The organism is Salinicola sp. MH3R3-1, assembly GCF_001937155.1.
Lineage (GTDB): Bacteria > Pseudomonadota > Gammaproteobacteria > Pseudomonadales > Halomonadaceae > Salinicola > Salinicola halophyticus.
This window is the reverse complement of record NZ_MSDP01000009.1, coordinates 1-24528: the sequence shown is the minus strand read 5'-3', so window position 1 is coordinate 24528 and position 24528 is coordinate 1. Positions and strand designations below refer to the sequence as shown.

The 24528-nt window shown below is 63.5% G+C and carries 16 protein-coding genes, 1 tRNA gene and 1 riboswitch; of the genes, 6 read left to right on the top strand and 11 right to left on the bottom strand.

Features of this window, described 5'->3' with window-relative positions:
• Window positions 1–110: 110 nt before the first annotated feature.
• A riboswitch (cobalamin riboswitch) is annotated at window positions 111–358 on the bottom strand.
• 71 nt (window positions 359–429) lie between these two features.
• The 3 genes from BTW08_RS06750 to BTW08_RS06740 all read right to left on the bottom strand — a co-directional run bounded on the left by BTW08_RS06750 (window position 430) and on the right by BTW08_RS06740 (window position 3011).
• Window positions 430–1299, bottom strand: coding sequence for a flagellar motor protein MotB (locus tag BTW08_RS06750; protein ID WP_083627734.1), 870 nt, complete (start codon window positions 1297–1299; stop codon window positions 430–432).
• Window positions 1296–2114: a MotA/TolQ/ExbB proton channel family protein gene (locus BTW08_RS06745; RefSeq protein WP_075561762.1), complete on the bottom strand. Its 819-nt coding sequence runs from the start codon at window positions 2112–2114 to the stop codon at window positions 1296–1298. The genes BTW08_RS06750 and BTW08_RS06745 overlap by 4 nt, the downstream gene beginning before the upstream one ends.
• Before the next feature lie 84 nt (window positions 2115–2198).
• Window positions 2199–3011, bottom strand: a complete 813-nt coding sequence (locus BTW08_RS06740) for a glycerophosphodiester phosphodiesterase family protein (RefSeq protein WP_075561761.1) — start codon at window positions 3009–3011, stop codon at window positions 2199–2201.
• Between the two features lie 441 nt (window positions 3012–3452).
• On the opposite strand from BTW08_RS06740, the gene BTW08_RS06735 reads away from it, so the two are divergent.
• The 4 genes from BTW08_RS06735 to BTW08_RS18800 all read left to right on the top strand — a co-directional run bounded on the left by BTW08_RS06735 (window position 3453) and on the right by BTW08_RS18800 (window position 8029).
• Window positions 3453–4025 (top strand): hypothetical protein, encoded by a 573-nt coding sequence (locus tag BTW08_RS06735; RefSeq protein WP_075561760.1) that lies wholly within the window; start codon window positions 3453–3455, stop codon window positions 4023–4025.
• 196 nt (window positions 4026–4221) lie between these two features.
• Window positions 4222–5199: an NADPH:quinone reductase gene (locus BTW08_RS06730; protein WP_075561759.1), complete on the top strand. Its 978-nt coding sequence runs from the start codon at window positions 4222–4224 to the stop codon at window positions 5197–5199.
• 124 nt (window positions 5200–5323) lie between these two features.
• Window positions 5324–7153 (top strand): SLC13 family permease, encoded by a 1830-nt coding sequence (locus tag BTW08_RS06725; protein ID WP_075561758.1) that lies wholly within the window; start codon window positions 5324–5326, stop codon window positions 7151–7153.
• Window positions 7154–7390: 237 nt separating this feature from the next.
• Window positions 7391–8029, top strand: coding sequence for a septal ring lytic transglycosylase RlpA family protein (locus tag BTW08_RS18800; protein WP_083627733.1), 639 nt, complete (start codon window positions 7391–7393; stop codon window positions 8027–8029).
• 179 nt (window positions 8030–8208) lie between these two features.
• On the opposite strand, the gene BTW08_RS06715 is transcribed toward BTW08_RS18800, so the two are convergent.
• From BTW08_RS06715 to betI, 7 genes are all read right to left on the bottom strand, one after another.
• On the bottom strand, window positions 8209–10677 hold the full coding sequence (locus tag BTW08_RS06715; RefSeq protein WP_075561757.1) for an acyl-CoA dehydrogenase: 2469 nt from the start codon (window positions 10675–10677) through the stop codon (window positions 8209–8211).
• Between the two features lie 220 nt (window positions 10678–10897).
• A complete protein-coding gene (locus BTW08_RS06710; protein WP_075561756.1) occupies window positions 10898–14002 on the bottom strand; it encodes an efflux RND transporter permease subunit in 3105 nt (1034 codons plus the stop codon).
• On the bottom strand, window positions 13999–17169 hold the full coding sequence (locus BTW08_RS06705; protein ID WP_083627732.1) for a multidrug efflux RND transporter permease subunit: 3171 nt from the start codon (window positions 17167–17169) through the stop codon (window positions 13999–14001). The genes BTW08_RS06710 and BTW08_RS06705 overlap by 4 nt, the downstream gene beginning before the upstream one ends.
• Window positions 17166–18455: an efflux RND transporter periplasmic adaptor subunit gene (locus tag BTW08_RS06700; RefSeq protein WP_075561755.1), complete on the bottom strand. Its 1290-nt coding sequence runs from the start codon at window positions 18453–18455 to the stop codon at window positions 17166–17168. Before BTW08_RS06700 ends, BTW08_RS06705 begins: the two co-directional genes overlap by 4 nt.
• Before the next feature lie 289 nt (window positions 18456–18744).
• Complete coding sequence (gene betA, locus BTW08_RS06695; RefSeq protein WP_075561754.1) at window positions 18745–20445, bottom strand: choline dehydrogenase; 1701 nt, start codon at window positions 20443–20445, stop codon at window positions 18745–18747.
• Between the two features lie 126 nt (window positions 20446–20571).
• Entirely contained in the window at window positions 20572–22041 is a 1470-nt protein-coding gene (betB, locus tag BTW08_RS06690; RefSeq protein WP_075561753.1) for a betaine-aldehyde dehydrogenase, read from the bottom strand.
• A gap of 84 nt (window positions 22042–22125) precedes the next feature.
• Window positions 22126–22746, bottom strand: coding sequence for a transcriptional regulator BetI (gene betI, locus BTW08_RS06685; RefSeq protein ID WP_075561752.1), 621 nt, complete (start codon window positions 22744–22746; stop codon window positions 22126–22128).
• Between the two features lie 305 nt (window positions 22747–23051).
• On the opposite strand from betI, the gene BTW08_RS06680 reads away from it, so the two are divergent.
• Window positions 23052–24014, top strand: coding sequence for a choline ABC transporter substrate-binding protein (locus tag BTW08_RS06680; RefSeq protein WP_083627731.1), 963 nt, complete (start codon window positions 23052–23054; stop codon window positions 24012–24014).
• A 147-nt stretch (window positions 24015–24161) separates the two neighbouring features.
• Window positions 24162–24238 (top strand) — tRNA-Met (locus tag BTW08_RS06675).
• A gap of 53 nt (window positions 24239–24291) precedes the next feature.
• On the opposite strand, the gene BTW08_RS19215 is transcribed toward BTW08_RS06675, so the two are convergent.
• The coding region (locus tag BTW08_RS19215) for a hypothetical protein (protein ID WP_210403207.1) at window positions 24292–24528 on the bottom strand (237 nt) is incomplete at its 5' end.

The following is a 24528-nucleotide window of genomic DNA, read 5'->3' as shown; positions in this document are numbered from 1 at the left end:
CCAACTGCGTACGGAACGAAGACGCAATGGGAGGACGACGTGACGAAGCCCGCCGCGGACAGTGAGAAAGTCCGGGCAGGGGTGCCGCCACTGGATGAGCCCTCCGCATCAACCAGTGAAGAGAAACGTGCCGGTCTCCGGACTCTCGCGCGATGACCTGAAGTCATCCGACACTCACGCCTTCCCATGCCGATGGACGTTCCCTTGATGCGTTGTCCATTCGATCACAGTGGCTGGATGGCCTGGCGGCACATCCGGTGGTGTCCAAGGAAAATTAAGGTTCCTAACGCGATTACCGTTGCGGGGGCAGTTCAGGGCTTCCACCTGATTCCCGTGCACACGTCTCTCGACGCGCCGGATTGTCGCAGCTTCCTGTCAACAAGTGAATTCTGGCGCCCCAAGGTTCGGGAGCGTGCGCTGGAGGCGTGCTCATGGCGTCGGTGAGTTCGGCTCCTGCAGCACCAACTCTACGCGGCGGTTGCTGGCGCGGCCGGCAGGAGTGTGATTGCTGGCCAGCGGATGGGTCGAGGCGTAACCGATCGCGCGCAGCCGCCCGCCATCGATCCCGGCCAGGCGCAGGACGCGCACCACCGCCGAGGCCCGCGCCGCCGACAGCTCCCAGTTGGAGGGAAAGCGCGATGTCGAGATCGGAACGCTGTCGGTATGTCCCTCGACCGAAATCGTGCCGTGGAAATCCTGCAGCATCGGGATCAGACGCTCGACCAGTTGGCGTCCGTTGTCGCTGAGCCCGACGGCACTGCTGTCGAACAGCAGATGATCCTGTATACGCAGGTTGAGGCCGTGGGGAATCGCCGTCACCTCGACGCCATCGATCTGCGGCAGGACGGGCACCGGTTGCGGATCGGGCAGATCGAACAGCGGCACGCTGAAGACCATCGGGGCCATGGCCATGACGGTCTCGGGGACCGCGGCCGGCCCGGGTGAATAGAAGCCGATGTCGCTTGCTACCGGGGCCGGGCTGAGCCGGCGCGGCGGCCGATAGAATTCGCCGAGGCTGAGCGCTGGCAAAGCGATGGGCGTCGCCACCGACGGTTTCACCGCCGGGCCGTGCAGCGGCAGTGCGATGGCGACCGGCGTATCGGCGCTGTCGCGACTGGCCAACTGTCCGCCATATAACGCCAGCATCAGCACGAAAAACGTGATCAGCAGCATGAGCATGTCGAGATAGCTCATCAGCCACGAATCGCTTTCGCTGCTCCGCCCGCTGTCGTCGAAAGGGCCATCGTCGAACAGCAGGTCGGCGAAGGGGCCGCCGGAGGAGATAGCGGCCTGACTCATGCGGACTCGGCCGAGGCGTCGGCAGTCTGCGGACGAGGCGTATCGCGCATCTCGTCATGATAGTCGGCCCGATAGGTATGCAGGGCCTCCTCGATGAACGCCGGCAGCCGCCGCTTGCTGACCATCGCCACGCCTTCCAGAATCAGTGTCATCGCCATCAGTCGCGATTCGGTGCGGCGCTCGAGTTTGACCGCGATCGGCTTGAACAGCAGGTTGGCCAGCAGAATGCCGTAGAACGTCGACATCAGCGCCACCGCCAGACGTGGCCCGATCACCGCCAGATCGCCGGCCTGGATAACCTCGAGCATGTTGATCAGCCCGACCAGCGTGCCGAGCATGCCGAACGCCGGAGCGTAGACGGCCATGGTGCGCAGAATCTGCGCTTCGGTGCGCTCCTTGGCTTTGACCCGAACCATGCGCCAGCGCAGCATCTCGCGGATCTCTTCCTCGCGAGTGTTACTGATCACCATTTGCATGCCGGTACGCAGAAACGGGTTGGTGGTGCTGTCCAGGGCGCCCTCGATAGCGCGAATATTGCCGCGACTCCAGTGGCGCGACATCTCGATCAACTGCTCTAGATCGCTCTCCAGGTCGCTTGCCTGGGGCTCGCGCCGGAATACCACGGCGATCTGCCGGCACAGGCGCTGCATTTCCTGCAGCGGGTAGCTGATGAAACTCGCCGCCAGCGTACCAGTCAGCACGATCGCCAGCCCCGGCAGATTGAAGAAGCTGCTGGGGGCCTGGGCGGTGAACAGCACGACGGTCGCCAGTAACAGAGCACTGGCGATGATGCCGATGAGCGTGGAAGGATTCATGAACGGCTCGCAACCTGGAAAACGGGCATGGTGCCCATCTTAAGCGCAGGCGCTTGCCGTCAAAGGCGCTAATTGACGCGTGTATCAGGCGCTTTTTGCACCCGACTGCCGCGCTGTCTCTTCGGCGTGGATGACGAAGCGGGTCGGATCATCGCTGATCACGCCGTCGACGCCCCAGTCCCAGAGCTTCTCGAAGGTGACCGGGTCGTTGGCGGTGTAGCAGAACAGCTTGATCTGCTCATCGGCGATCTCCAGGGCGTGCTTGATCTTCAGCTTGCGCCAGTCCAGGTGCAGGCTGTAGGCGGAGAGCCGTTCGGTTTCCAGCCACCAGCGCTTGGGCGCCTTGTCGTCGAGGATGCCGAGACGCAGGCGGTCGGGGTCGGATTCCAGCGCTCGCGCAGCGGTCAAGGCATGACGATCGAATGACGAGACGATCAGCTTGTCGGCCGGCAGCGCCTCCAGCGTCGGCGGCAGCGCCGCCTGGACGAGTTCGATCGCATTGCGTCCCCGGGACACCTTTAGCTCCAGATTGAGGCCCATGCCGAGGCGCTGGATGAGCGTCAACATCGACTCCAGCGTTGCCATGGCTTCACCTCGGTACTGGGGCCCGAACCAGCTACCGGCGTCCAGTTTGGCAGCGCTTTCGGCATCGAGCCTGAACAGCTTGCCACGGCCGTCGGAGCAGCGCTTGAGCCCGGCGTCGTGCCAGATCACCGGCGTGCCGTCGCCAAGCAGCTGAACGTCGAGCTCGACCCAGTCGCAGCCGGCGTCATAGGCGGCCTGAACCGCTGCCAGCGTATTCTCCGGGGCGCGCGCGGAAAGACCTCGGTGGGCGATATAGCGGGGCGTGGCGTTATCGACGTGGTCGGCGCTGGCGGCGGGGCGCGGCTGGGTCATGCGTTGGGGATCTCCGTCGAACGCCGGGGGCCGGCGTTCATGGCTGTCAGAATCGAGGGCGAACGCGCGTCGAGCGGTGGCTGTCGCCGTCCAGGCATTGACCTTCGTTCACCCTCTGCGCGGCGTCAAGCGGGATCATCGCCGAGCCGGGTTCGAGTCTCGTCACTGCCGGTGCGAAGTGTAATCGATCGACGTTACATAGGGGTGACCCGATGGCCGATTCGAGGGATTCGATGTCGGTCGGAGAGGCTCATGGGATGGGGGCGGAGGTGCTCGAGAGGAGGGTGACATGAATAGTCATTGGGGAAGCGGTTGGGGGAACCGTCGGGAAAGCGGTCGGAAGGGTGGCCGCCGGCGGATTATGCTAGGCTGCGCGGCTTATTAGACCGGCCCGAAGCCGCCGGCAGCGCGCCGAAAGGCTACCAGCCAGGGAGAAGCATGATGAAAGTCGTCCACGTCAGAAATCCTGAAACCCGCGAGGCATGCCTCGCCAAGCTCTGTGCCAGTGTCTACGGTCAGCAAGCCGGCCTGGCGCCGCTGGTGACCTTCGCCGGCACCCAGGGCGTGCTGTTCGAACAGGAGGCCGCACGCCTTTTCGCGCTGACCGAAGATGACGGCACGATTCTGTGTCTGACGCTGATCTCGTCCGACGTCGATGGCGGCACCATGGAGATGGGAATGCTGTCGACGCCGGAAGGCAAGGGCAACACCCGGCATAGCCGGCATCTCGTCAAGACGCTGGCGGAGAAGGCGCCGCTGCGGGTGACGGCGTCCGACGAGGCAGGTGAAGCGTTCTTTCGCGGTTGCGGTATCGAACGCTGGATCGACGGCGATGATGGTCTGCGAGTCGGGTTGGGGCCGCTGCATCCGTCGCCGGTCAACGGCGTGCTGCCCAGCCTGGTACGCTTCAACGCCGAGGGCATCGTGCGCACCTTCAAGCAGGAGCCGGAGACCTTCGAGGATTACAAGACACGTTTCGTCGCCGCGCTGGAGCGTTACGCGGACATCCTTTGATCGTGGACTCGACCAGCCCCTGCCGGGCAGGTCACTGAATCCGACGGCGATCCGGCTCGCGCCGTACCTGATCCATACAATCTCTGTCCGCACCATCTCTGGTCCAGACCATCTCTGGTCCGCGCCGCACTTGACCCGCCTCGGGAATGGCGCTTGGATGGCAGACCGATAGTCATCAGCCTACTAAGGAAACGTCATGGCCAAGCGCATTCAGTTCGCCCGCACCGGCGGCCCGGAGGTTCTCGAGACCGTCGAATTCGAACCTGCCGCACCCAAGGCGGGGGAAGTCCGAGTCAAGAACCACGCCATCGGGCTCAACTTCATCGATATCTATTTCCGAACCGGGCTCTATCCGGCGCCGTCCATGCCGTCCGGATTGGGTACCGAAGGTGCCGGCGTGGTCGATGCGGTGGGTGAAGGCGTGACCCATCTCGAGAAGGGCGATCGCGTTGCCTACGCTCAGGGGCCGCTGGGTTCCTATTCGGAATTTCACGTGCTGCCGGCCAGCAAGGTCGTCGAGCTGCCCGAGGATATCCCCTTCGAGACCGCCGCGGCCGCCATGCTCAAGGGTTTGACCACGCAGTATCTGCTGCGCCAGACGTTCCCGCTGGAAGGCGGCGAAACCATCCTCTTCCATGCCGCTGCCGGCGGTGTTGGCTCGATTGCCTGTCAGTGGGCCAAGGCCCTCGGCGTCAAGTTGATCGGCACGGTCGGTTCTGCCGAAAAGGCGGAGCTGGCGAAGAAAAACGGGGCCTGGGCAACGATCAACTATCGCGAGGAGAACGTGGTCGAGCGCGTTCGCGAGCTGACCGACGGCGCGATGGTTCCGGTGGTCTACGACTCGGTGGGCAAGGATACCTGGCTCACGTCGCTGGACTGCCTGGCGCCGCGTGGCCTGATGGTCAGCTTCGGGAACTCGTCCGGCGCCGTCGAAGGCGTCAACGTGGGCGTCCTCAACCAGAAGGGCTCGCTCTATCTGACCCGCCCCAGCCTCAACGGCTACGCCGATACCCGCGAGCGATTCGAGGAGATGTGTCTCGATCTGTTCGACATGCTCGAGAGCGGCAAGGTCAATATCGATATCGCGCAGCGCTTCAAGCTGGATGAAGCCGGCAAGGCCCAGGAAGCTCTGGCCTCCCGCCGGACGACGGGATCGACGATTCTCGTCCCGTAACCCTCCAACGAATCATTGGCGTATGATATCCAGGCCGGCATCGCGATAGCGCGTTGCCGGCTTTTTCGGTCATGACGGGCGCCATTCGCTCTCATCTGTCCTCGTTCGCACAAGGAGCGTGTCGATGCAGGATGCAACCTGGGTGTTCCTGATACTGGCGGTGACGCTGGCCGCTTTCGTCTGGGGTCGGTTTCGCTATGATCTCGTTGCCATGGCAGCGCTGCTGAGCTGTGTGCTGCTGGGCGTGGTACCCGCGGAAGAGGCTTTCTCCGGCTTCGGCCATCCGGCGGTGATCACGGTGGCGGGGGTCCTCGTGCTCAGTCGCGGTTTCGAGCACGCCGGTGTGGTCGACTGGATCGCCGAGAAGGCGCTCAAGGCGGGTAGCCAGCCGGTCTGGCAGCTAGTGGTCCTGACCACGACCGTGATTCTGATGTCGGCGATCATGAACAATGTCGGCGCGCTGGCGCTGCTGCTGCCGGTGGCAGTCCGGGTCGCCCGCGAACACGGGACTTCGCCCTCCTTTCTACTGATGCCGCTGGCTTTCGGCTCGCTGCTGGGCGGATTGATCACGCTGATCGGCACGCCACCCAACATCATCATCAGCACCTTTCGCGCCAGCCAGGGTGAGGGCGCCTTCCGGATGTTCGATTTTGCCCCGGTGGGTGTCGGTGTGGCGTTCGTCGGGCTGCTGTTCATGGTGCTGGTGGGCCGCAAGCTGACGCCGCAGCGCCAAGGGCAGGCCTCGGCCGCCGAGCTTTTCGAGACCTCGGCCTATCTCAGCGAATTGACGGTAGGTGAGTCGGCCAAGGCCGTGGGCTGGACGCTGCGTGAACTGCGTGAGGTATGCGATGAGCCGGTGCCGATTCTGGGCATCATCCGGGGTGACAAGCAGCATTCGGGGCATCGCTTCTTCGGTCCGCTTCAGGCGGGCGACATTCTGCTGCTCGAAGCGGGACCCGAGGACCTCAAACAGCTGGAGGACAAGGGCGGCTTGACCCTCGGCGCCCGGTCCCGGGATGACGAACCGGCCGGCGATGCAGTGTCGGAGAGTGACGAGGAAGCGAATGCTGCCCGCGTTCCCAAGCTGGATGCAGAGGACCTGCAACTGGTGGAAGCGGTGGTGCGTACCGATTCGATGATGATCCGGCGCACCGTGACGCACCTTCGCCTGCTCAATCAGCACGGGTTGCATCTGGTTGCGGTCTCTCGTGACGGCGCGCGGTTGAAGCAACGTCTTCGCGAGGTTCGCTTTCAGCCAGGCGACGTGCTGCTGCTGCAGGGTGACGAGAACGGCCTCAGCGACAGCCTCGCGGCGCTGGGCTGCCTGCCGCTGGCCAGTCGCAAGCTGTCGCTGGGCAAGCCTCGCCAACTGTTGCTGTCGGTGGCGATCTTCGCGGTAGCCATTGCCGCGATGATGTTCGACCTGCTGCCGGCAGCGATCGCGATGTCGTTGGCGGCGCTGGTCACGCTGGCCTCCGGCGTGCTGCCGTTGCGCGAGGGCTACGACGCCATCGAGGGTCCGGTGATCGTGCTGCTGGCGGCGATGCTGCCTGTCGGCCAGGCACTGGAGACCAGCGGCGGGGCACAGATGGTCGCCAACGGCATGATGACACTCGGCAATGGCTGGCCGCCGGTGATCACGCTGGTGGCGCTGTTCGTGATCACGCTGCTGCTGTCCAACGTGATCAACAACGCCGCCGCGGCGCTATTGATGGCGCCGATCGCCGCCAATCTCGCCAGCGGTCTGAATGTCTCTCTCGATCCGTTTTTGATGACGGTGGCGGTCAGCGCCTCCTGCGCGTTCCTGACGCCGATCGGGCATCAGTCCAACACGCTGGTGATGGGGCCGGGCGGCTACCATTTTCGCGACTACTGGAAGCTGGGACTGCCGCTATCGGTGGTCGTGATGGCAACCGCTATTCCCTTGATTTTACTTATTTGGCCGCTATCGTGAGCCGATCGTCGATTATCGTTGTCTGATCTCGACGACTTGTCTGATTTCGACGACCAGTCCGAGTTCAACGACTCGTCTGATCTCGGCGACGGCGTCTGCTTGCCACGTTCATTGTCAGACGCGCCGATGCCGGATCGGCAATGGCCTATCGAGCCTGTAGCCTATCGAGCTTATAGCCTTGGGACTTATAGGAATGGCCAATAGAAATGGCTAATAGAAAGAGCCAGGTTAACTACGATGACATCAGAGCTCACTGACGACAGACCCTCGCCGCCCCGGCGGCCGGTGTTGCGACGGTCGCAACCGTCCAAGTGCCTTTTGGCCGGCGCCATCGTCTCCATTTTGCTGGCGGGCTGTGCCTCGACCCATCATCCGCAGGGCTGGGACACGACCGCGCCGCCCCAGCCTGCCGCAACGGCTGGCAAGCCCGGCGCTAAGCCCGGCAAGAAAGAGCCGGGCAAGAAAGAGGTTGGCAAGAAAGAGCCGAGCAAGAAAGAGTCCGGCGCCAAGCGCAAAGCATCGGGTTCGACTTCCGATCGGCAGGCCAGTGCGGCCGCTCGAGTGCAGGCGGATGCCGCGGCTAACAAGAAGCGTCTGGGGGAAGCGACCTTTTACGCAGCCTATTTCGAGGGGCGGCCGACCGCCAGCGGCGAGCCCTACGACAGCCGGGCAATGACGGCCGCCCACAAGACATTGCCATTCGGGACCAAGGTAAAGGTGACCGCGCTGGATTCCGGCGAGACGGCGGTGGTGCGCATCAACGATCGCGGCCCGTTCGTCGATGGGCGCATCATTGATCTCTCCCGGAAGGCGGCGGAGCAGCTCGGCATGGTTCATGACGGTGCCGCCGAAGTACAGCTTCAGATACTGGAATAGCCCTAAGTACTGGAATAGGCCCAGGTACTGGAATAGCCCCAGGTACTGGAATAGACCAAGGTACTGGAATCGCTCCGGATGCTGACAGATTCTTTAAGCCGTACCCCCTGAAAAGCCGAAGCCCCCGTTGTTTTGGACGGGGGCTTCGGTTTATCGCGAGTGATGTTCTACCAGCGGCGTTAGACGGTGGTCTCGTCCTCGGCTGGCGCCGGTTCCCGCACTGTCTGATGGGTGACGAAGGCATCGAACGCGAAGTCGTCGACCGTCAGCATGTCCAGTACCTCGGCTTCGTGCGCACGCATGAATGCCGCATCTTCCTCGCTGAGGACCCCGGCCGCGAGACCGGCGTCGATCCACTGTTCAGGATGCAGCGCGGTCTCCGGCAACGTCTTCTTGGCTCTGGCCTTGTTGAGGGTGCGATAGATCGCCTCGGCACGTTCGGCGTTGGCCAGCAGGGCGTTGTAGCGCGCAAGCGCGTTGTCCTTCTGACCTTCTTCCCAGGTATCCCAGGTATTGCGGGTCAACTTGTGGCGCAGCGCGCTGTCGGTGGAGATCGCCTTGGCGATTTCGCGGGTCAGCGTGTCCTGTGGCTTGTGCCAGCGACGCCCAACCGGCTGGGTGACGAACGATAGCGTCATGCCCAATGCGCGATTGGGCAGATTGTCGAACAGATCGGTCATCGCCTGCTCGGCACGATTCAACAGCAGCTGACAGCTGTAATGAAACAGCGCCGCTTCGTTGTCGACCCGATCCGTCTCGTGCCACTGCTTGAGCACCATCGACAGCAGATACAGATTCGACAGCACGTCGCCGAGACGGGCCGAGATCATCTCGCGCTGCTTGAGCCTGGAGCCGAGGCTAGCCATGGCGGCATCGGCGCAAAGGCTGAAAGCGGAGGAAAGGCGTGCGGCATCCTGCGCGTAGGGCGCGGCGATGGCGTCGAACGGCACGCCCGGCTTGCCCAGTCCCAGCGCCTGGGTGAAGGCGCGCGCACCGTTGCCGAAGATCAGCCCGATATGGCGGAAGAACAGCCGATCGAAGGCGTCGAAGTCATTGGCATCCTTGGCCGCCAGCTCGTCGAGCACGTAGGGATGGCAGCGGATCGCGCCCTGACCGAAGATCATCAGGTTGCGGGTCATGATGTTGGCGCCCTCGACAGTGATCGAGACCGGGTTGGCGCTGTAGCCGATGCCGAGATAGTTGCGCGGCCCGAGCGTGACCGTGCGGCCGCCGTGGACGTCCATGGCATCGGCCAGCACGTCACGCTGGAATTCGGTCAACTGGCTCTTGAGGATCGCCGACGGCACCGCCGGCTTGACGCCATGATCGATGGTATTGGCGGTCTGGATGACGGCTGCCTGAGTGATATAGGCCTTGGCCGCGATGCGCGCCAGCGGCTCCTGGACGCCTTCCATGTCTGCCACGGCGATATTGAACTGGCGACGGATTCGGGTGAAGCCACCGCTCCAGCCCACCGCGTAGCGACCGATGCCCGCGGCGCCCGACGGCAGCGTGATACAGCGACCGACCGAGAGGCACTCAACCAGCATGCGCCAGCCCTGGCCGGCCATGTCGAGGCCGCCGATCAGGTAGTCGAGCGGGATGAACACGTCCTTGCCACGAATCGGGCCGTTCATGAACGGGCTGCCGATCGGATGGTGGCGACGTCCGATCTGCAGTCCCTCCGTCTCGCGGGGGATCAGCGCACAGGTGATGCCGATATCGCTTTCGCCACGTTCCAGCAGATTGTCCGGGTCGAACATGCGAAAGGCGAGGCCCACTACGGTCGCGACCGGTGCCAGCGTGATCCAGCGCTTGTCGAACGTCAGCTTGAGACCCAGCACTTCTTCGCCATCGTGCATGCCACGGCAAACGATGCCGACGTCCGGAATCGACGTGGCGTCGCTGCCGGCGCGCGGGCCGGTCAGCGCGAAACAGGGGATCTCGCGGCCGTCGGCGAGGCGCGGCAGGTAATGATCCTTCTGCGCTTCAGTACCGTATTTCAGCAGCAGCTCGCCGGGCCCAAGCGAGTTAGGCACGCCCACGGTGCTCATCAGTGTCTCGTTGAAGGCCAGCTTCTGCAGCACGGCGGACTGCGCCTTGGCGGAAAAGCCGAGGCCGCCGTAGGCCTTGGGAATGATCATCCCGAAGAAGCGCTCGTTCTTCAGGTAGGTCCAGAGCGCTTCGGGCATATCGGCACGTTCACGGGCGATCTCCCAGGCGTTGCACATGCCGGCGGCGGCGGAGCACTGATGGTCGACAAACGCCTGTTCTTCCTCGCTCAGCCCCGGGTTGTCGAAGGCGAGCAGCTTCTGCCAGTCGGGGCGGCCGCTGAACAGCTCGCCGTCCCAGGCCACGGTGCCGGCATCCAGCGCGACGCGCTCGGTTTCGGAGACCCGCGGGGCGATTTTCTTGTACATGGCGAATAGTCGCGGCGACAACCATAGGCGTCGAATCGGCTTGAGACCACAGACGGCGACGCCGATCGCCGCGATCAGCAGCAAGGTGCCGATCACTTCGGCATCCAGCGCCAGCCCGACGATACCTAGAACCGCCAGCACGGCGATCGCCGCAAGCGCGCCGGCTTCACGACGCATGACGACCAGACAGCCGACGACGGCCAGGACGATGAGCAGCAGTGTGATCATGATGGACTCCGAGAGGAAAACGAAATTCAGACGAGCGTTTGAATTTGATTGTCAGACTAGCCGATCGGCCGCCGGCTGACTAGAGCCGGCGGGGTTATCCTTTGGGCTAGAGCCCCGTGAGCCGTGAGCCGTGAGCCACGAGTGACGAGTGACGAGCTAAGAGCGACGAGCTAAGAGCAACGAGCTACGAACAACGAATAGCACTGCCGAGGCCAGAAGCTCACGCTTCGCTGGCACGGTCCGAGCCGATCTGTCTTGGCCGCAGCCGACGGTGCAGCCTGTCGAGGTAGAGATAGACCACCGGGGTGGTGTAGAGCGTCAGTATCTGGCTGATGATCAGGCCGCCGATGATGGTGATCCCCAGCGGCGCGCGCAGACCGGCATTCTCGTCGGTGCCGATCAGCAACGGCAGGGCGCCGAGCAGTGCCGCCAGCGTGGTCATCATGATCGGCCGGAAGCGTACCAGTGCGGCGTGACGGATCGCGTCCTGCGGTGACATGCCCTGATCGCGCTCACACACCACCGCGAAGTCGACCAGCATGATGGCGTTCTTCTTGACCACGCCGATCAGCAGGATGATCCCGATCAGTGCGATCAGCGTGAACGGTGTGTCCAGCATCATCAGCGCCAACAGCGCGCCGACGCCGGCCGACGGCAGCGTCGACAGGATCGTCAGCGGATGGATATAGCTTTCGTAGAGAATCCCCAGCACCAGGTAGACCGTGATCAACGCCGCCAGGATCAGCCACGGCATCGCCTCGATGCCGCTCTGGAAGGTGCCGGCGCTGCCCTCGAAATCGACCTGTACCGATGTCGGCAGATGGAGCTCGTCGACGGCCTGGCGAATGCGCGCGGTGGCATCGCCCAGCGAGACGCCGTCCTCGAGATTGAACGAGATCGTCGAAGCGGCGAACTGGCCTTGATGATTGACGGTGACCGGTGTGGTGCTGCGCTCGACATGGCTGAACGCCGAGATCGGAATCATCTCGCCGTCGTTGCCGCTGACGTAGAGATCGCTGATGGCGGCCGGCGCCTGGCGGTAGGGCGCATCCACCTCCATCACCACATAGCGTTGCTCGTCGGCGTCAAAGAGACTCACCACCTTGCTCTGGGCAAAGGCGTTGCCCAGTGCGGTATCGATGGTGCGCATATCGACGCCAAGGCGGGAGGCGGTATCTCGATCCACGACCAGCTTGGCGGCCAGGCCGTCGCCGCGGCTGTCGCTGTCGACGCCGGTGATGCCGTCGACCTGCTGCATCGCCTGCTGGACCTGGCTGGCACCGTCGCCAAGCAGTTCGAGGTTGTCGCTTTTCAGCGTGATCTCGTATTGCGAGGCGCTGCTGGAGCGTCCGCCGACGCGAATGTCCTGTAAAGGGAACATGAAGGTGCTGACCCCGGTCATGCCCTGCAGGCTGGCGGTCAGACGATTGCCGATCGATTGCGTCGAGCCCTGACGGTCGGCTTTCAAGGTGATGAACAGCGTCGCCGAGGAGCCGCCGCGACCTGGACCGCCGCTGCCCATGAAGCCCAGTACGCTGTCGACGGCCGGGTCGGTCAGCAGTCGCTCGCGGACCTGATCGAGCTTCTCCGACACCGCCTCGAACGACAGCGCCTGATCACCGCGCAGGGTGCCGAGCAGGCGGCCGGTATCCTGATCCGGAATGAACCCTTTATCGACGGCGGTATAGAGATAGCCGTTGAGCACGATCACCGCGACCAGCGACAAGAGCGTCAAGCGGCGGTGCTTCAGCGCGATGTCCAGGGTTCGGGCGTAGCCATTCAGAAACCAGCCGCCGAAGGTAGCCAGACCGCGCTCCCAGGCGGGCTGGCGCTCGCGTTTGGGATGCGGCTTGAGCCAGCGCGCGCAGAGCATCGGTGTCAGTGTCAGCGAGACCAGCAGCGACACGCCGATGGCCAGCGACAGCGTGACCGCGAATTCGTGGAACAGACGCCCGATGAAGCCGCCCAGCAGCAACAGCGGAATGAACACGGCCACCAGCGACACGCTCATCGCGGTCACGGTGAAGCCGACCTCCCTGGCGCCGAGTAGCGCCGCCTTGAACGGTTTCATGCCCTGTTCGATATGTCGCGCAATGTTCTCCACCACCACGATGGCGTCATCGACCAGAAAGCCGATCGACACGATCAGTGCCATCAGCGACAGCGTATCGAGCGAGAAATCGAACACCCACATCATCGCGAAGGTGCCGATCAGCGAGACCGGTATCACCACGCTGGGGATGATGGTGGCGCGGGCGTTGCGCAGGAACAGGAACACCACCAGTACCACCAGCACCACCGCCAGCAGCAGCGTCAGTTGGGTCTCCTGCAGTGACGCCTGAATGCCGGGCGCGCGATCGAGCTGTACGCTGAGATTGACGTTCTCCGGCAGCAGGCTCTGGACCTCGTCGAGCCGTTCCCGCACGCCGGCAATGGTATCGATGATATTGGCACCGCTGGCACTGCTGATGACCAGCAGCACGGCGGGGAGCTCATTCTGGAAGCCGACGTTGTAGCGGTCCTCCACGCCATCGGTGATGGTGGCCACGTCGCCCAGGCGCATCAGTGAGCCGTCGTCGCCGCGGGCGATCACGATCTGGCTGTAGTCGCTCGCTTTCAACAGTTGGGAGTCGCTCTGGACTTCCCAGCGATGCTTGACGGTCTGCACGAAACCGGTGGGCGATTGGGTCGTGGCCGCGCGCAGGGCGCCGGCGACCGCATCGAGGGTAATGCCGGCATGGTTGAGCTTGCGCGGATCGATCGACACACGTACCGCCGGCGACGAGCTGCCGCCGACGTTGACGTCGCCCACGCCCGGCACCTGCGCGATCGGCGGGGCGATCTTGCTGTCGGCAAGCTGATAGAGCTCGCTGGTGGGGATCGAGTCGGAGGTCAGCGACAGGATCATCACCGGCGCCGATGCCGGATTCAGCTTACGATAGTGGGGCCTGCTGGTCATCGCGCTGGGTAGCAGCGGCTGGGCATCGTTGATCGCGGCCTGCACCTCCTGGGCGGCGACGTTGATGTCCTTGTCGAGATCGAACTGGATGATCACCCGGGTCGAGCCATCCGAGCTCGACGAGGTCATCTGGGTGATGCCCGGAATCCGCCCCAGCGAGCGCTCCAGCGGCGTCGCTACTGTCGAGGCCATGGTCTCCGGATTGGCCCCACTGAGGCTCGCCGACACCATGATGGTCGGGAACGACACGTTGGGCAGCGGCGCCACCGGCAGCCGGTCGTAGGCGAGCGATCCCAACAGCACGATGGCCAGCGCCAGCAGGACCGTCGCGACCGGACGGCGAACGAAGGGCGACGACAGGCTCACGGCCGGGCCTCTGCCGAGCTGTTGCCATGTCCGTCGTTACCATCGGCTTCGTCATCGTGACGGCGGCGTGCATTCAGTCGGTTCCAGCGCGAAGCCAGACGATCGAAGAACAGATAGATCACCGGCGTGGTGAACAGCGTCAACAACTGGCTGAACAGCAGCCCGCCGACCATGGTGATACCCAGCGGCTGGCGCAGCTCGGCGCCGTAACCGCTGGCGAACATCAGCGGCAGCGCCCCCAGCAGCGCCGCGCAGGTGGTCATCATGATCGGCCGGAAACGCAGTAGCGCCGCGGTGTGAATCGCCTTTTCCGCCGACATGCCGCGCTCGCGCTGCGCCTCCAGCGCGAAGTCGATCATCATGATGGCGTTCTTCTTGACGATGCCGATCAGCAGGATGATGCCGATGATCGCCACCAATCCCAGCGAGTAGCCGCTGATCTGCAGTGCCAGCAGCGCACCGATGGCCGCGGAGGGCAGCGTCGACAGAATCGTCAGCGGATGGATATAGCTCTCGTAGAGAATGCCCAGCACGATATACATGGTGACGATGGCGGCGAGGATCAGCCACAGCGTATCGCTGGTGGAATTGGTATAGGCCAGGGCCGAGCCGCGATAGTCGAGCGTGGTCTGGTCGCTCAGCGTTTCGTCTGCCGCCCGGTCGACCGCGTCGAAGGCGTCCGACAGCGAGTAGCCGTCGGCCACGGCGAACGACATCAGCGCCGAGGGGAACTGGTTCTGGCGCTGCAGCGACAGCGGCGTGGTGCGCTCGGCCAGAGTGACCAGCGTCGACAGCGGCACCAGTTCGTCGTCGTCATTGCTGACGTAGAGCCGCGACAGCGCCTCCGGGCCGTCGTCGTTGGCCGCATTGGCGGCGAGCACGACCCGATACTGGCTGGCCTGGGTGAAGATGGTCGAGATCAGGCGCTGGCCGAAGGCGTCATAGAGCGCGTCGTCGATATCGGCGACGCTGATCCCGAGGCGCCCGGCGCGGGCACGGTCGATGGTGACCTCGAGCTTGCGTCCCTCGTTCTGCACGTCGCTGCTGACGTTGGCAATGGCCGGCGAGCGTTCGAGCGCCGCCAGCAGCTTGTCGGCATCGGCGTTCAGCGCCTCGCGGTCGCCTTGGGTCAGCGAGAACTGGTAGGGATAGCGGCTGATGGTGTCTTCCAGCGTCAGATCCTGTACCGGCTGCAGCGCGAGGGAGAGGCCGGGGACATCGTGGCTGGCGTCGCGCAGGCGCTTCAGCACGCTGTTCAGGTCGCCGCGATCGTCCAGCGCTTTGAGATTGATCGAAAGCCGGCCGCCGTTGAGCGTGGTATTGGTGCCGTCGATGCCCACGCTCGAGGAGATGTTGGCGACGTCGGGGTCTTCGAGCAGCCGATCGACCAGTTGCTGCTGGCGAGCGGACATCGCCTCGAAAGATGTCGACTGGGTGGCCGTCGTGGTGCCGCGAATGACGCCGGTGTCCTGCACCGGAAACAGGCCCTTGGGCGTGGCGAGAAACAGCAGCGCGGTGACGCCAAGCGTGGCGACCGCGACCAGCAGCGTCAGCGTCTGGTGACTCAGAATCCAGTCCAGGGCGCGCTCGTAGCCGCGAGTCACCCGGCCGAACAGCCCCTGGCGGTTGCGGACCAGGGTCTCGTCGTCCTCGTCGTCGGCGTCATTCCCGCCGCCGGCGGCCTCCGGGCGATGTTTCAGCCAGCGCGCGCAGAGCATCGGTGTCAGCGTCAACGAGACGAAGGCCGAGATCACGATGGAGATCGCCAGGGTCAGCGCGAACTGGCGAAACAGCACGCCGACCACGCCGCTCATGAACACCAGCGGTATCAGCACCGCCAGCAGCGAGATCGTCAGCGACAGAATGGTGAAGGCGATCTGGCGCGAGCCCTTGAGCGCGGCTGCCAGCGGCTTTTCGCCTTTCTCGATGTAGCGGGTGATGTTTTCCAGCACCACGATGGCATCGTCGATGACAAAGCCGGTGGCGATGGTCAGTGCCATCAGGGTCAGGTTGTTGAGGCTGAATCCCGCCAGATACATCACGCCGAAGGTGCCCACCAGCGACAGCGGTACAGCAAGGCTGGGAATCAGCGTGGCCGGAATGTTGCGCAGAAACAGGAACGTCACCATCACCACCAGGCCGATGGCGAGGATCAGCTCGAACTGGACGTCTTCCACCGCGGCGCGGATGGTGGTGGTGCGGTCGGTGAGAATCTCGACGTCGACGCCGGCCGGTAGCGTGTTCTCCAGCCCAGGCAGGCTCTGCTTGATGGCGTCGGCAACGCCCACGACGTTGGCGCCGGGTTGACGCAGCACGTCGATCAGGATGGCGCCCTGACGATTGGCCCACGCCGACAGATTGGCGTTCTCGGCGCCGTCCTCGACGCTGGCGACGTCCGACAGGCGCAGTACCGAGCCGTTGTCGTTCTTGAGAATCAGGTCACGATAGCCGCTCGCCGACAGCAACTGGTCGTTGGCGTCGATGCTATAGGCACGGTAGGGCCCATACAGCGTGCCCTTGGCCTGATTGACGTTGGCCGCGGCGACGGCGCTGCGTACCGCCGCGAGATCGAGCCCGTGGGCCGCGAGCTGACGCGAATCGACCGAAATACGCACGGCCGGCTGATGGCCGCCGGCCAGCTTGACCTGGCCCACGCCACTGATCTGGGCGATCTTTTGCGCCATGCGCGTATCGACCAGATCGTAGACCTGGGTCAGGGGCAACGTATCCGAGCTGACCGCGAGCGTCATGATCGGAGTGTCGGCGGGGTTGACCTTGCTGTAGCTGGGCGGGCGGGGCAGATCGTCGGGTAACAGCGTTTCGGCCTGGCTCAGCGCGGCCTGGACCTCCTGCTCGGCGACGCCCATGTCGGAATCGAGCGAGAAGCGCAGCGTGATCAGCGAGGCGCCGCCGGTGCTGGTCGAGCTCATGTCCTCCAGACCCGAGATCTCGCCGAGTTCGTCCTCGAGCGGCGAGGTGACGTGGGAGAGCATCACGTCCGGCCCGGCGCCGGGGTAGAGCGTGGTGACCTGAATGGTCGGAAAATCCACCTCCGGCAGCGACGAGATCGTCAGCAGCCGATACGCCAGCGCGCCCGCGATCAGGATCGCCAGCATCACCAGCGAAGTGGCGACCGGGCGCAGGATGAAGAGGCGAGACGGGTTCATGAGGCGCTGCCGCGATTCGCACTGATATCGCTGGCCTGGTTCGCAGCGCTACTGCTGGTCTGGTTCTCGGCGCCACCGCCGGCCGGGTCGGCGACCTCGTCGCTGGACTCTCCCGGCAGGGCATCGCTGACCACCCGAACCTTGGCGCCTTCGCGCAGGCTGTCGACACCGTCGACCACCACACGCTCGCCGGCCTCGACGCCTGACGAGAGCGCGCTCTGGGAGTTCTGGGTCGCCACTAGCGTGACGTCCCGGCGGGTGACCGTATTGTCAGCCTTGACCACGTAGACGTAGTTGCCGTCCTGGCCGGTCTGCACCGCCGGCTCCGGCACGATGACCTGGTCACGCAGGATCTGCGAAACCAGGCTGACATCGACATAGGCGTTGGGGTAAAGCCCCCCGGCCGGATTGTCGAAGGTGGCGCGCAGGCGAATCGTGCCGGTGGCACTGTTGATGTTGCTGTCGATGCTGCTGAGCTGACCCGAGTAGGTTTCGCCGTTGGTGCCGGTGACACTGACCTGAGGGCGATCGCCATCGGTCAGGCGACCCCTGACGGTATCGATGTAGCGGCTGGGCAGCGAGAAGATCACCGAAATCGGATCGAGCTGGGTAATGGTGACGATCGGATCGTCGTCGCCGAGCTGGATGATATTGCCGGGATCGACGTTACGGATCCCCACCACGCCGGTGATCGGCGCGACGATGTCGGTGTAGTCGAGCTGCACCTGGGCGCTCTGGACACTGGCCCGATCGCTGGCGACAGTACCCTGATACTGGCGCACCAGCTGGCGCTGCTGTTCCAGTTCCTGCTTCGAGACATAGTTGGAGCCGATCAGCTTTTCATAGCGCGCCAGATCTTCTTCCGCCGACGCCAGTTGAGCCTGATCCTGGGCCAGCTGGCCCTTGGCCTGGTCCAGCTGCGCCTGATAGTCGCGCGGATCCACCTGGGCGATCCGTTGGCCTTTCTTGACCGTCTCGCCTTCCTCGAAATTGACCGACAGCAGTTCGCCTTCGACACGCGGCCGCACCGTCACGCTCGAGAGCGGACGCACGGTGCCCAGCGCGGTCAATTCGATTGGCAGATCGCCTTGGCTGGCCGCAACGGCGGATATCGCTGTCGCCGGTGGCGCGCCACCGGCCGGCCCTGCGGCATCTGCAGCAGTTTCGGACTCGCCGCCGCGGCCAAACACGTAATAGACGACGGCGGCCACGATGACGATCAACGCCAGCAGCCAGAGCCAGCGTAGCGGGCGACGAGCGCGAGACGACGAAGGAGAAGAGGACATGTCGAGAAGCGTTCCTTGTACTGACTTTATGACGTGGCCCCACACCGATCGAACGGGCCTGCATCTAATGAGCCTGGGCCGAGTGAAACTAGAGCCGGACGAACGTGTAGTCGAACTAGCGTAAAGGCGAACTCAGTGTAACGGAACACTGTTCGCACAATGCGCAATTAGCGCGCAAATAATCGCACGACAGCCAGCCGAAGATGGCGCAGATGACAGCGACAGACGAAAAAAGCCCGGCGCCAGGGCCGGGCTGAGGAACAGACGAAGGTGGAACCAGGAAAGCGTGTCAGGCGCTTCTGGCCGGCGTCTGACGCGCCGGTACGCCGTCGGCGACGTAGTAGGGGGCTTTAGATGTCGGCAGCGGTTCGCGGTCCCGAACGCAGTCGGCGAGTTTCTCGGCGATCATGATGGTGGTGGCGTTGAGATTGCCGGTCACGATCTGCGGCATGATCGACGCATCGATGACGCGCAGGCCCTCGATGCCATGCACGCGGCCTTCATGGTCGACCACGGCGTCGTCACCGGTGCCCATGCGGCAGGTGCCACAGGGGTGGTACGCGGTTTCGGCATGCTCGCGAACGAACGCGTCGAGCTGTTCGTCGGTCTTGACGTCCGGCCCCGGGGAAATCTCGCGACCTCGGTAGGCATCCATCGCCGGCTGATCGATGATTTCCCGGGTCAGGCGAATGGCCGCGCGGAATTCCTTCCAGTCACGCTCGGTCGACATGTAATTGAACAGAATGCTGGGTGCGCTACGCGGGTTCTTGTCGACCAGCTGGACGCGGCCGCGGCTCTCGGAGCGCATCGAACCGACGTGGGCCTGAAAGCCGTGGGCCTGGACAGCGCTCTTGCCGTTGTAGCTGATCGCGATCGGCAGGAAGTGGTACTGCAGATTGGGCCATTCTTCGCTGTCGTCGCTGCGGATGAATCCGCCGGCCTCGAACTGGTTGCTGGCGCCGATACCCTTGCCTAGGAACATCCACTCCGCGCCGATCTTGGGCTGGTTGTACCACTTCAACGACGGATACAGCGAAATCGGCTCCTTGCACTCGTACTGGATATACATCTCCAGGTGATCCTGCAGGTTCTCGCCGACGCCCTTGAGATCGTGCACGACGGGAATGCCCAGCGACTCCAGCAACGCCGGGTCGCCCACGCCCGAGCGCTGCAGGATCTGCGGCGAGGCGATCGCCCCGCCACACAAGAGCACCTCTCGACGAACCAGAGCCTGACGCGGCTGGCTGTTGTTGAGATGGTCGTGGAGATAGTTGACACCCACGGCTCGCTGATCCTCGAACAGGATTCGATCGGTAGTGGCGTGGGTGACGATGGTCAGGTTCTCGCGCTGCTTGGCGATGTCCAGATAGCCGCGACCCGTCGCGGCGCGGCGACCGTTGGGCGTCGTCGTCCGGTCCATCGGCCCGAAGCCTTCCTGCTGATAGCCGTTGAGGTCGTCGGTGCGCGGATAGCCCGCCTCGACACCCGCTTCGATGAATGCCTGGTAGAGCGGGTTGTTGCCGGCTTTCGGAGTCGCCACGCTCAGCGGGCCGTCGCCGCCGTGATAGTCGTTGGGGCCGATATCGCGGGTTTCCGCCTTGCGATAGTAGGGCAGGCAGTCGAGATAGCTCCAGCTTTCCAGTCCCGGCCGCTTGGCCCAGTTGTCCAGGTCCAGCGCATTGCCGCGGATATAGCACATGCCGTTGATCAATGAGGAGCCGCCCAGGCCCTTGCCACGGCCGCATTCCATGCGACGGTTGTCCATGTGCGGTTCCGGGTCGGTCTCGAACGCCCAGTTGTAGCGTTTGCCCTGCAGCGGGTAGGCCAGCGCCGCCGGCATCTGGGTGCGGAAATCGGCGCGGTAGTCCGGTCCACCAGCTTCCAGCAGCAGCACGCTGATGGCCGGGTCCTCGGTCAGACGCGTCGCGAGCACGTTACCCGCCGAACCGGCGCCAATGATGATGTAATCGAATTCCTGAGCCTGTTGCATACACACGCTCCTTTTATAATCAAAGAGATGAGAGAGGGAGACCGGTCTGCGTCCGACTGGACGATAGAGTCCGGCCGAACGCAGCCCGTTTCATGCCAGCAAACCGATTGCCAGCAAGCCGGTTCGTCAGAACACTGATTCGAACGGCCCCATCTCGATCTGCACCGATTTGGTCTGGGTATAGTGCGCCAGCGTCTCGACGCCGTTCTCGCGCCCGATACCCGACTGCTTGTAGCCGCCAACCGGCATTTCGGCCGGGGAGTCGCCCCAGGTGTTGATCCAGCAGATACCCGCTTCGATCTGATGAATGACGCGATGGGCGCGGTTGAGCCCTTCGGTAAACAGGCCGGCGGCCAGGCCGTACTCGGTGTCGTTGGCGCGGCGGATGACCTCGTCTTCGTCATCGAAAGCCAGAATCGCCATGATCGGGCCGAAGATCTCTTCGCGGACGATGCGCATGTCGTCGTCGCAATCGGTATAGGCGGTGGCTGCAACCCAGGCGCCCTTGCCGAAATCGCCGTCGGTCATGCGGTTGCCACCGACGAGCAGGCGCGCGCCGTCCTGCTTGGCGATCTCCAGGTAGCTGGCGACTTTCTCCAGGTGCTCGAAGCTGACCAGCGGGCCGAAGTTGGTGGCGGGATCCAGCGGATCGCCGGCCTTGATGCGGTTGACGCGCTCGACGATCTTGGCCTCGAAGGCCTCCTTGACCGAACGGTGCACGAACACGCGGGTGCCGTTGGTGCAGACCTGGCCGCTGGAATAGAAGTTGGCCATCATCGCACCGTCGGCGGCGCGATCGAGATCGGCATCTTCGAACACGATCAGCGGCGACTTGCCGCCAAGCTCCATGGTGACATCCTTGAGCGTGGACCCGGCCGCGGCGGACATCACCTTCTTGCCGGTGCCCACTTCGCCGGTGAAGGTGATCTTGGCAAGGCCCGGGTGCTCGGTGAGCATGGCGCCAACGCTGCCGTCGCCCTGAACGACGTTGAACACGCCGTCGGGAAGCCCGGCCTCGGTAAAGATTTCGGCCAGTTTCATCACGGTCAGCGGGGTGACCTCGCTCGGCTTGAAGACCACCGCGTTACCTGCAGCCAGCGCCGGGGCGGCTTTCCAGCAGGCGATCTGGATCGGATAGTTCCACGCGCCGATGGCACCGATCACGCCCAGCGGTTCCCGCCGCGTATAGACGAACGAGTCTTCGCGGAGCGGAATCTGGGTCCCCTCGATGGCCGGTGCCAGCCCCGCGAAATACTCGAGCGCATCCGCGCCGGTCACGATGTCAACGCCGGTCGTTTCGCTGATCGGCTTGCCGGTGTTCAGCGTTTCCAGCTCGGCCAGTTCGTCATTGCGTTCCCGCAGCAGCGCGACCGCCTTGAGCAGAATGCGCGAACGTTCCATGCCGGTCATCGCTGCCCATTGGCGCTGGCCGCGCTGGGCGCTTTCGATGGCCTTGTCGACGTCGGCAGCGGTCGCCTGCTGAACGCTGGCGATGACTTCGCCGTTGGCCGGGTTGACCGCGTCGAAGGTCTGATCTCCGCTGGCCGGAGTGCGGCGGCCGTCGATATAAAGTGTCTGTGTCTCGAGTCGTGGCATGTGACTCTCCCTGGGAATGGCGAATGAAATTGCGGCGCTTGCGCATGTTGTGGCGTGTACACAAGCGTAAGTGACTGGGTCTATCTATGCGTACTCGTTGGCGCGGGTTCTGGCGTACCGGGCCGCTTCGAGCTGGACGCGGACGTAGTCGTAGGCCAGCTGACGGGCACGATCGACGTTGAGACCTTCGGGCGCCAACGCGCCGCGTAGCCATAGACCGTCGATCAGGGCCGCCAGGCCGCGGGCGGCGTTTCTCGCCTCCCGCTTGGGCAGGACACGCCGAAACTGACAACTCAGATTGGAATAGAGCCGACGGTCGTTGACCCGCTGCAGGCGCTGCAGCGGAAGGTGATGCATGCTGCTGGCCCAGAATGCCAGCCACGTCTTCATCACCGATTGACTGGTCTGACTGCGGTCGAAGTTGCCATCGATGATGGCATGCAGATGCGCTTCCGGCGGCGCATTGCCCAGTGCCGCGCGGCGTTCCAGCACGGCCGTGCCCAGATCGCTCAGGACATGGCGCATGGTCGCCTCGAGCAGCCCGTCCTTGCCGGCGAAATAGTGGCTGATGATGCCGGTAGACACGCCCGCCCGCTTGGCGATTCGCGCGATCGTGACATCGGCCAGACCCGCCTCGTCAATCGCTTCCAGCGTCGCCTGAATCAACTGCCGGCGGCGGATGGGTTGCATACCCAGTTTCGGCACTGGCTTTTCTCCTGGGTCGGGGGCTGTAAATGAAAGCTTGCGGATGGCCCGTCTCGAAGCTGGTTCAATGGACCTCGCCGATGAACGGCTGCGCTAGGGCTGACTGACCTCGATTACGCTAACCTTCATCGATTCCGCACTCCTTAACTTGGCTTTCATCGTCAGCGAACGCCATTATTATGGAAATTTTTTATTGAACGGTCAATCAATAAAAACTAGTGTATTGTTCTGTAGAATGCAAAATTCGACATTCGATAATCAGTAATTATCAATCATAACGCACAATACGATCAGGGAGTTCAAGCATGAAAAGCCAACCGATCCTGTGGGCCCTCGCCGGCGTGAGCCTGGCAGCCGTACCGCTGACCCAAGCCCAAGCCCAGTCTCAAACACAAGAACCCGAAAGCTGCCAGCGCGTTCACTTCGCCGAGGTAGGCTGGACCGACATCCAGGCGACGACTGCACTCGCCAGCGTCGTGCTCGAGGATCTGGGCTATGAAGCGACCTCCGACACCGTCTCCGTACCGGTAGCCTACGCCGGCATGAAAGGCGGCGATTTCGATGTCTTCCTGGGCAACTGGATGCCGTCGATGAAATCGATCAGCGACCCGTACATCGAGAAAGGGCAGGTCGATCGGCCGCGCGCCAATCTGGAAGGCGCCAAGTACACGCTGGCCGTACCCCAGTACGTGATCGATGCCGGCGTCACCTCGATGGCCGACCTCGACGAGCATGCCGACCAGTTCGGTCACAAGCTGTTCGGGATCGAAGCGGGTAACGACGGCAACATGATCATTCAGCAGATGATCGACGACGACGCCTTCGGCCTGGGCGACTGGCAATTGGTCGACTCCAGCGAAGCGGGCATGCTCGCCGAAGTCAAAGCGCGCACCCAGACCGACGACTGGATGGTATTCCTGGGTTGGGCCCCGCACCCGATGAACACCAATTTCGATATCGGCTATCTCTCCGGCGGTGATGATTACTTCGGCCCGGATTACGGCGGTGCCACCGTCTACACCAACACCCGCGCCGGCTACGTCGACGAGTGCGGCAATGTCGGCCAGTTCCTTCAGAATCTGAGCTTCACGCTCGATATGGAGAACGAAGTGATGGGCAGCATCATGGATGACGGCGAAGACGAAAAAGAAGCCGCCCGCGCCTGGCTCAAGGCCCATCCCGATACGCTAGATGCGTGGCTCGAAGGCGTGAAGACCGCCGATGGCGAGCCGGGGTTGCCGGCGGTCAAGGAAGCCCTGGGCGTTTAAGAAGAAAGCCCTGGGCGTTTAAGACCGAAGGCAACTGGGAAAAAATCGCCTGGATTGTCACTGCGGGCTTGTTGAGAAGCGAGCCCGCAGGTATAGTCCGCCCCCGTTGTCACTTGGCAACGTTCGCCGTTTATCGGCAGCAGCGTCGGCTACGTAGCTCAGCTGGTTAGAGCACATCACTCATAATGATGGGGTCCCCTGTTCGAATCAGGGCGTAGCCACCAACGCTTTTCTCTTGATCAACGCGTTATTCCCCGATCAAGAACTTCTCTCCCGATCAAGACCTTCGAGTCCGACGAATGTCGTGCTTTCCGGATAATCTCGCCTTGGGCCGCGCGGTCGACCCGATCGTTTCGTCGAGCCAATTGTTCGTCGAGCCAATCGCTTCACGTGATCGATGGACGTCGCTTCCGCCTTCGTCCACTATGGCCGGCGAGTCGTTGACCGATAGGGCGAATTCCGCAGCGTGTTGATTGTGCTGCAGAATTCTTCGCCGCCGTTTTGAAGATTCGTG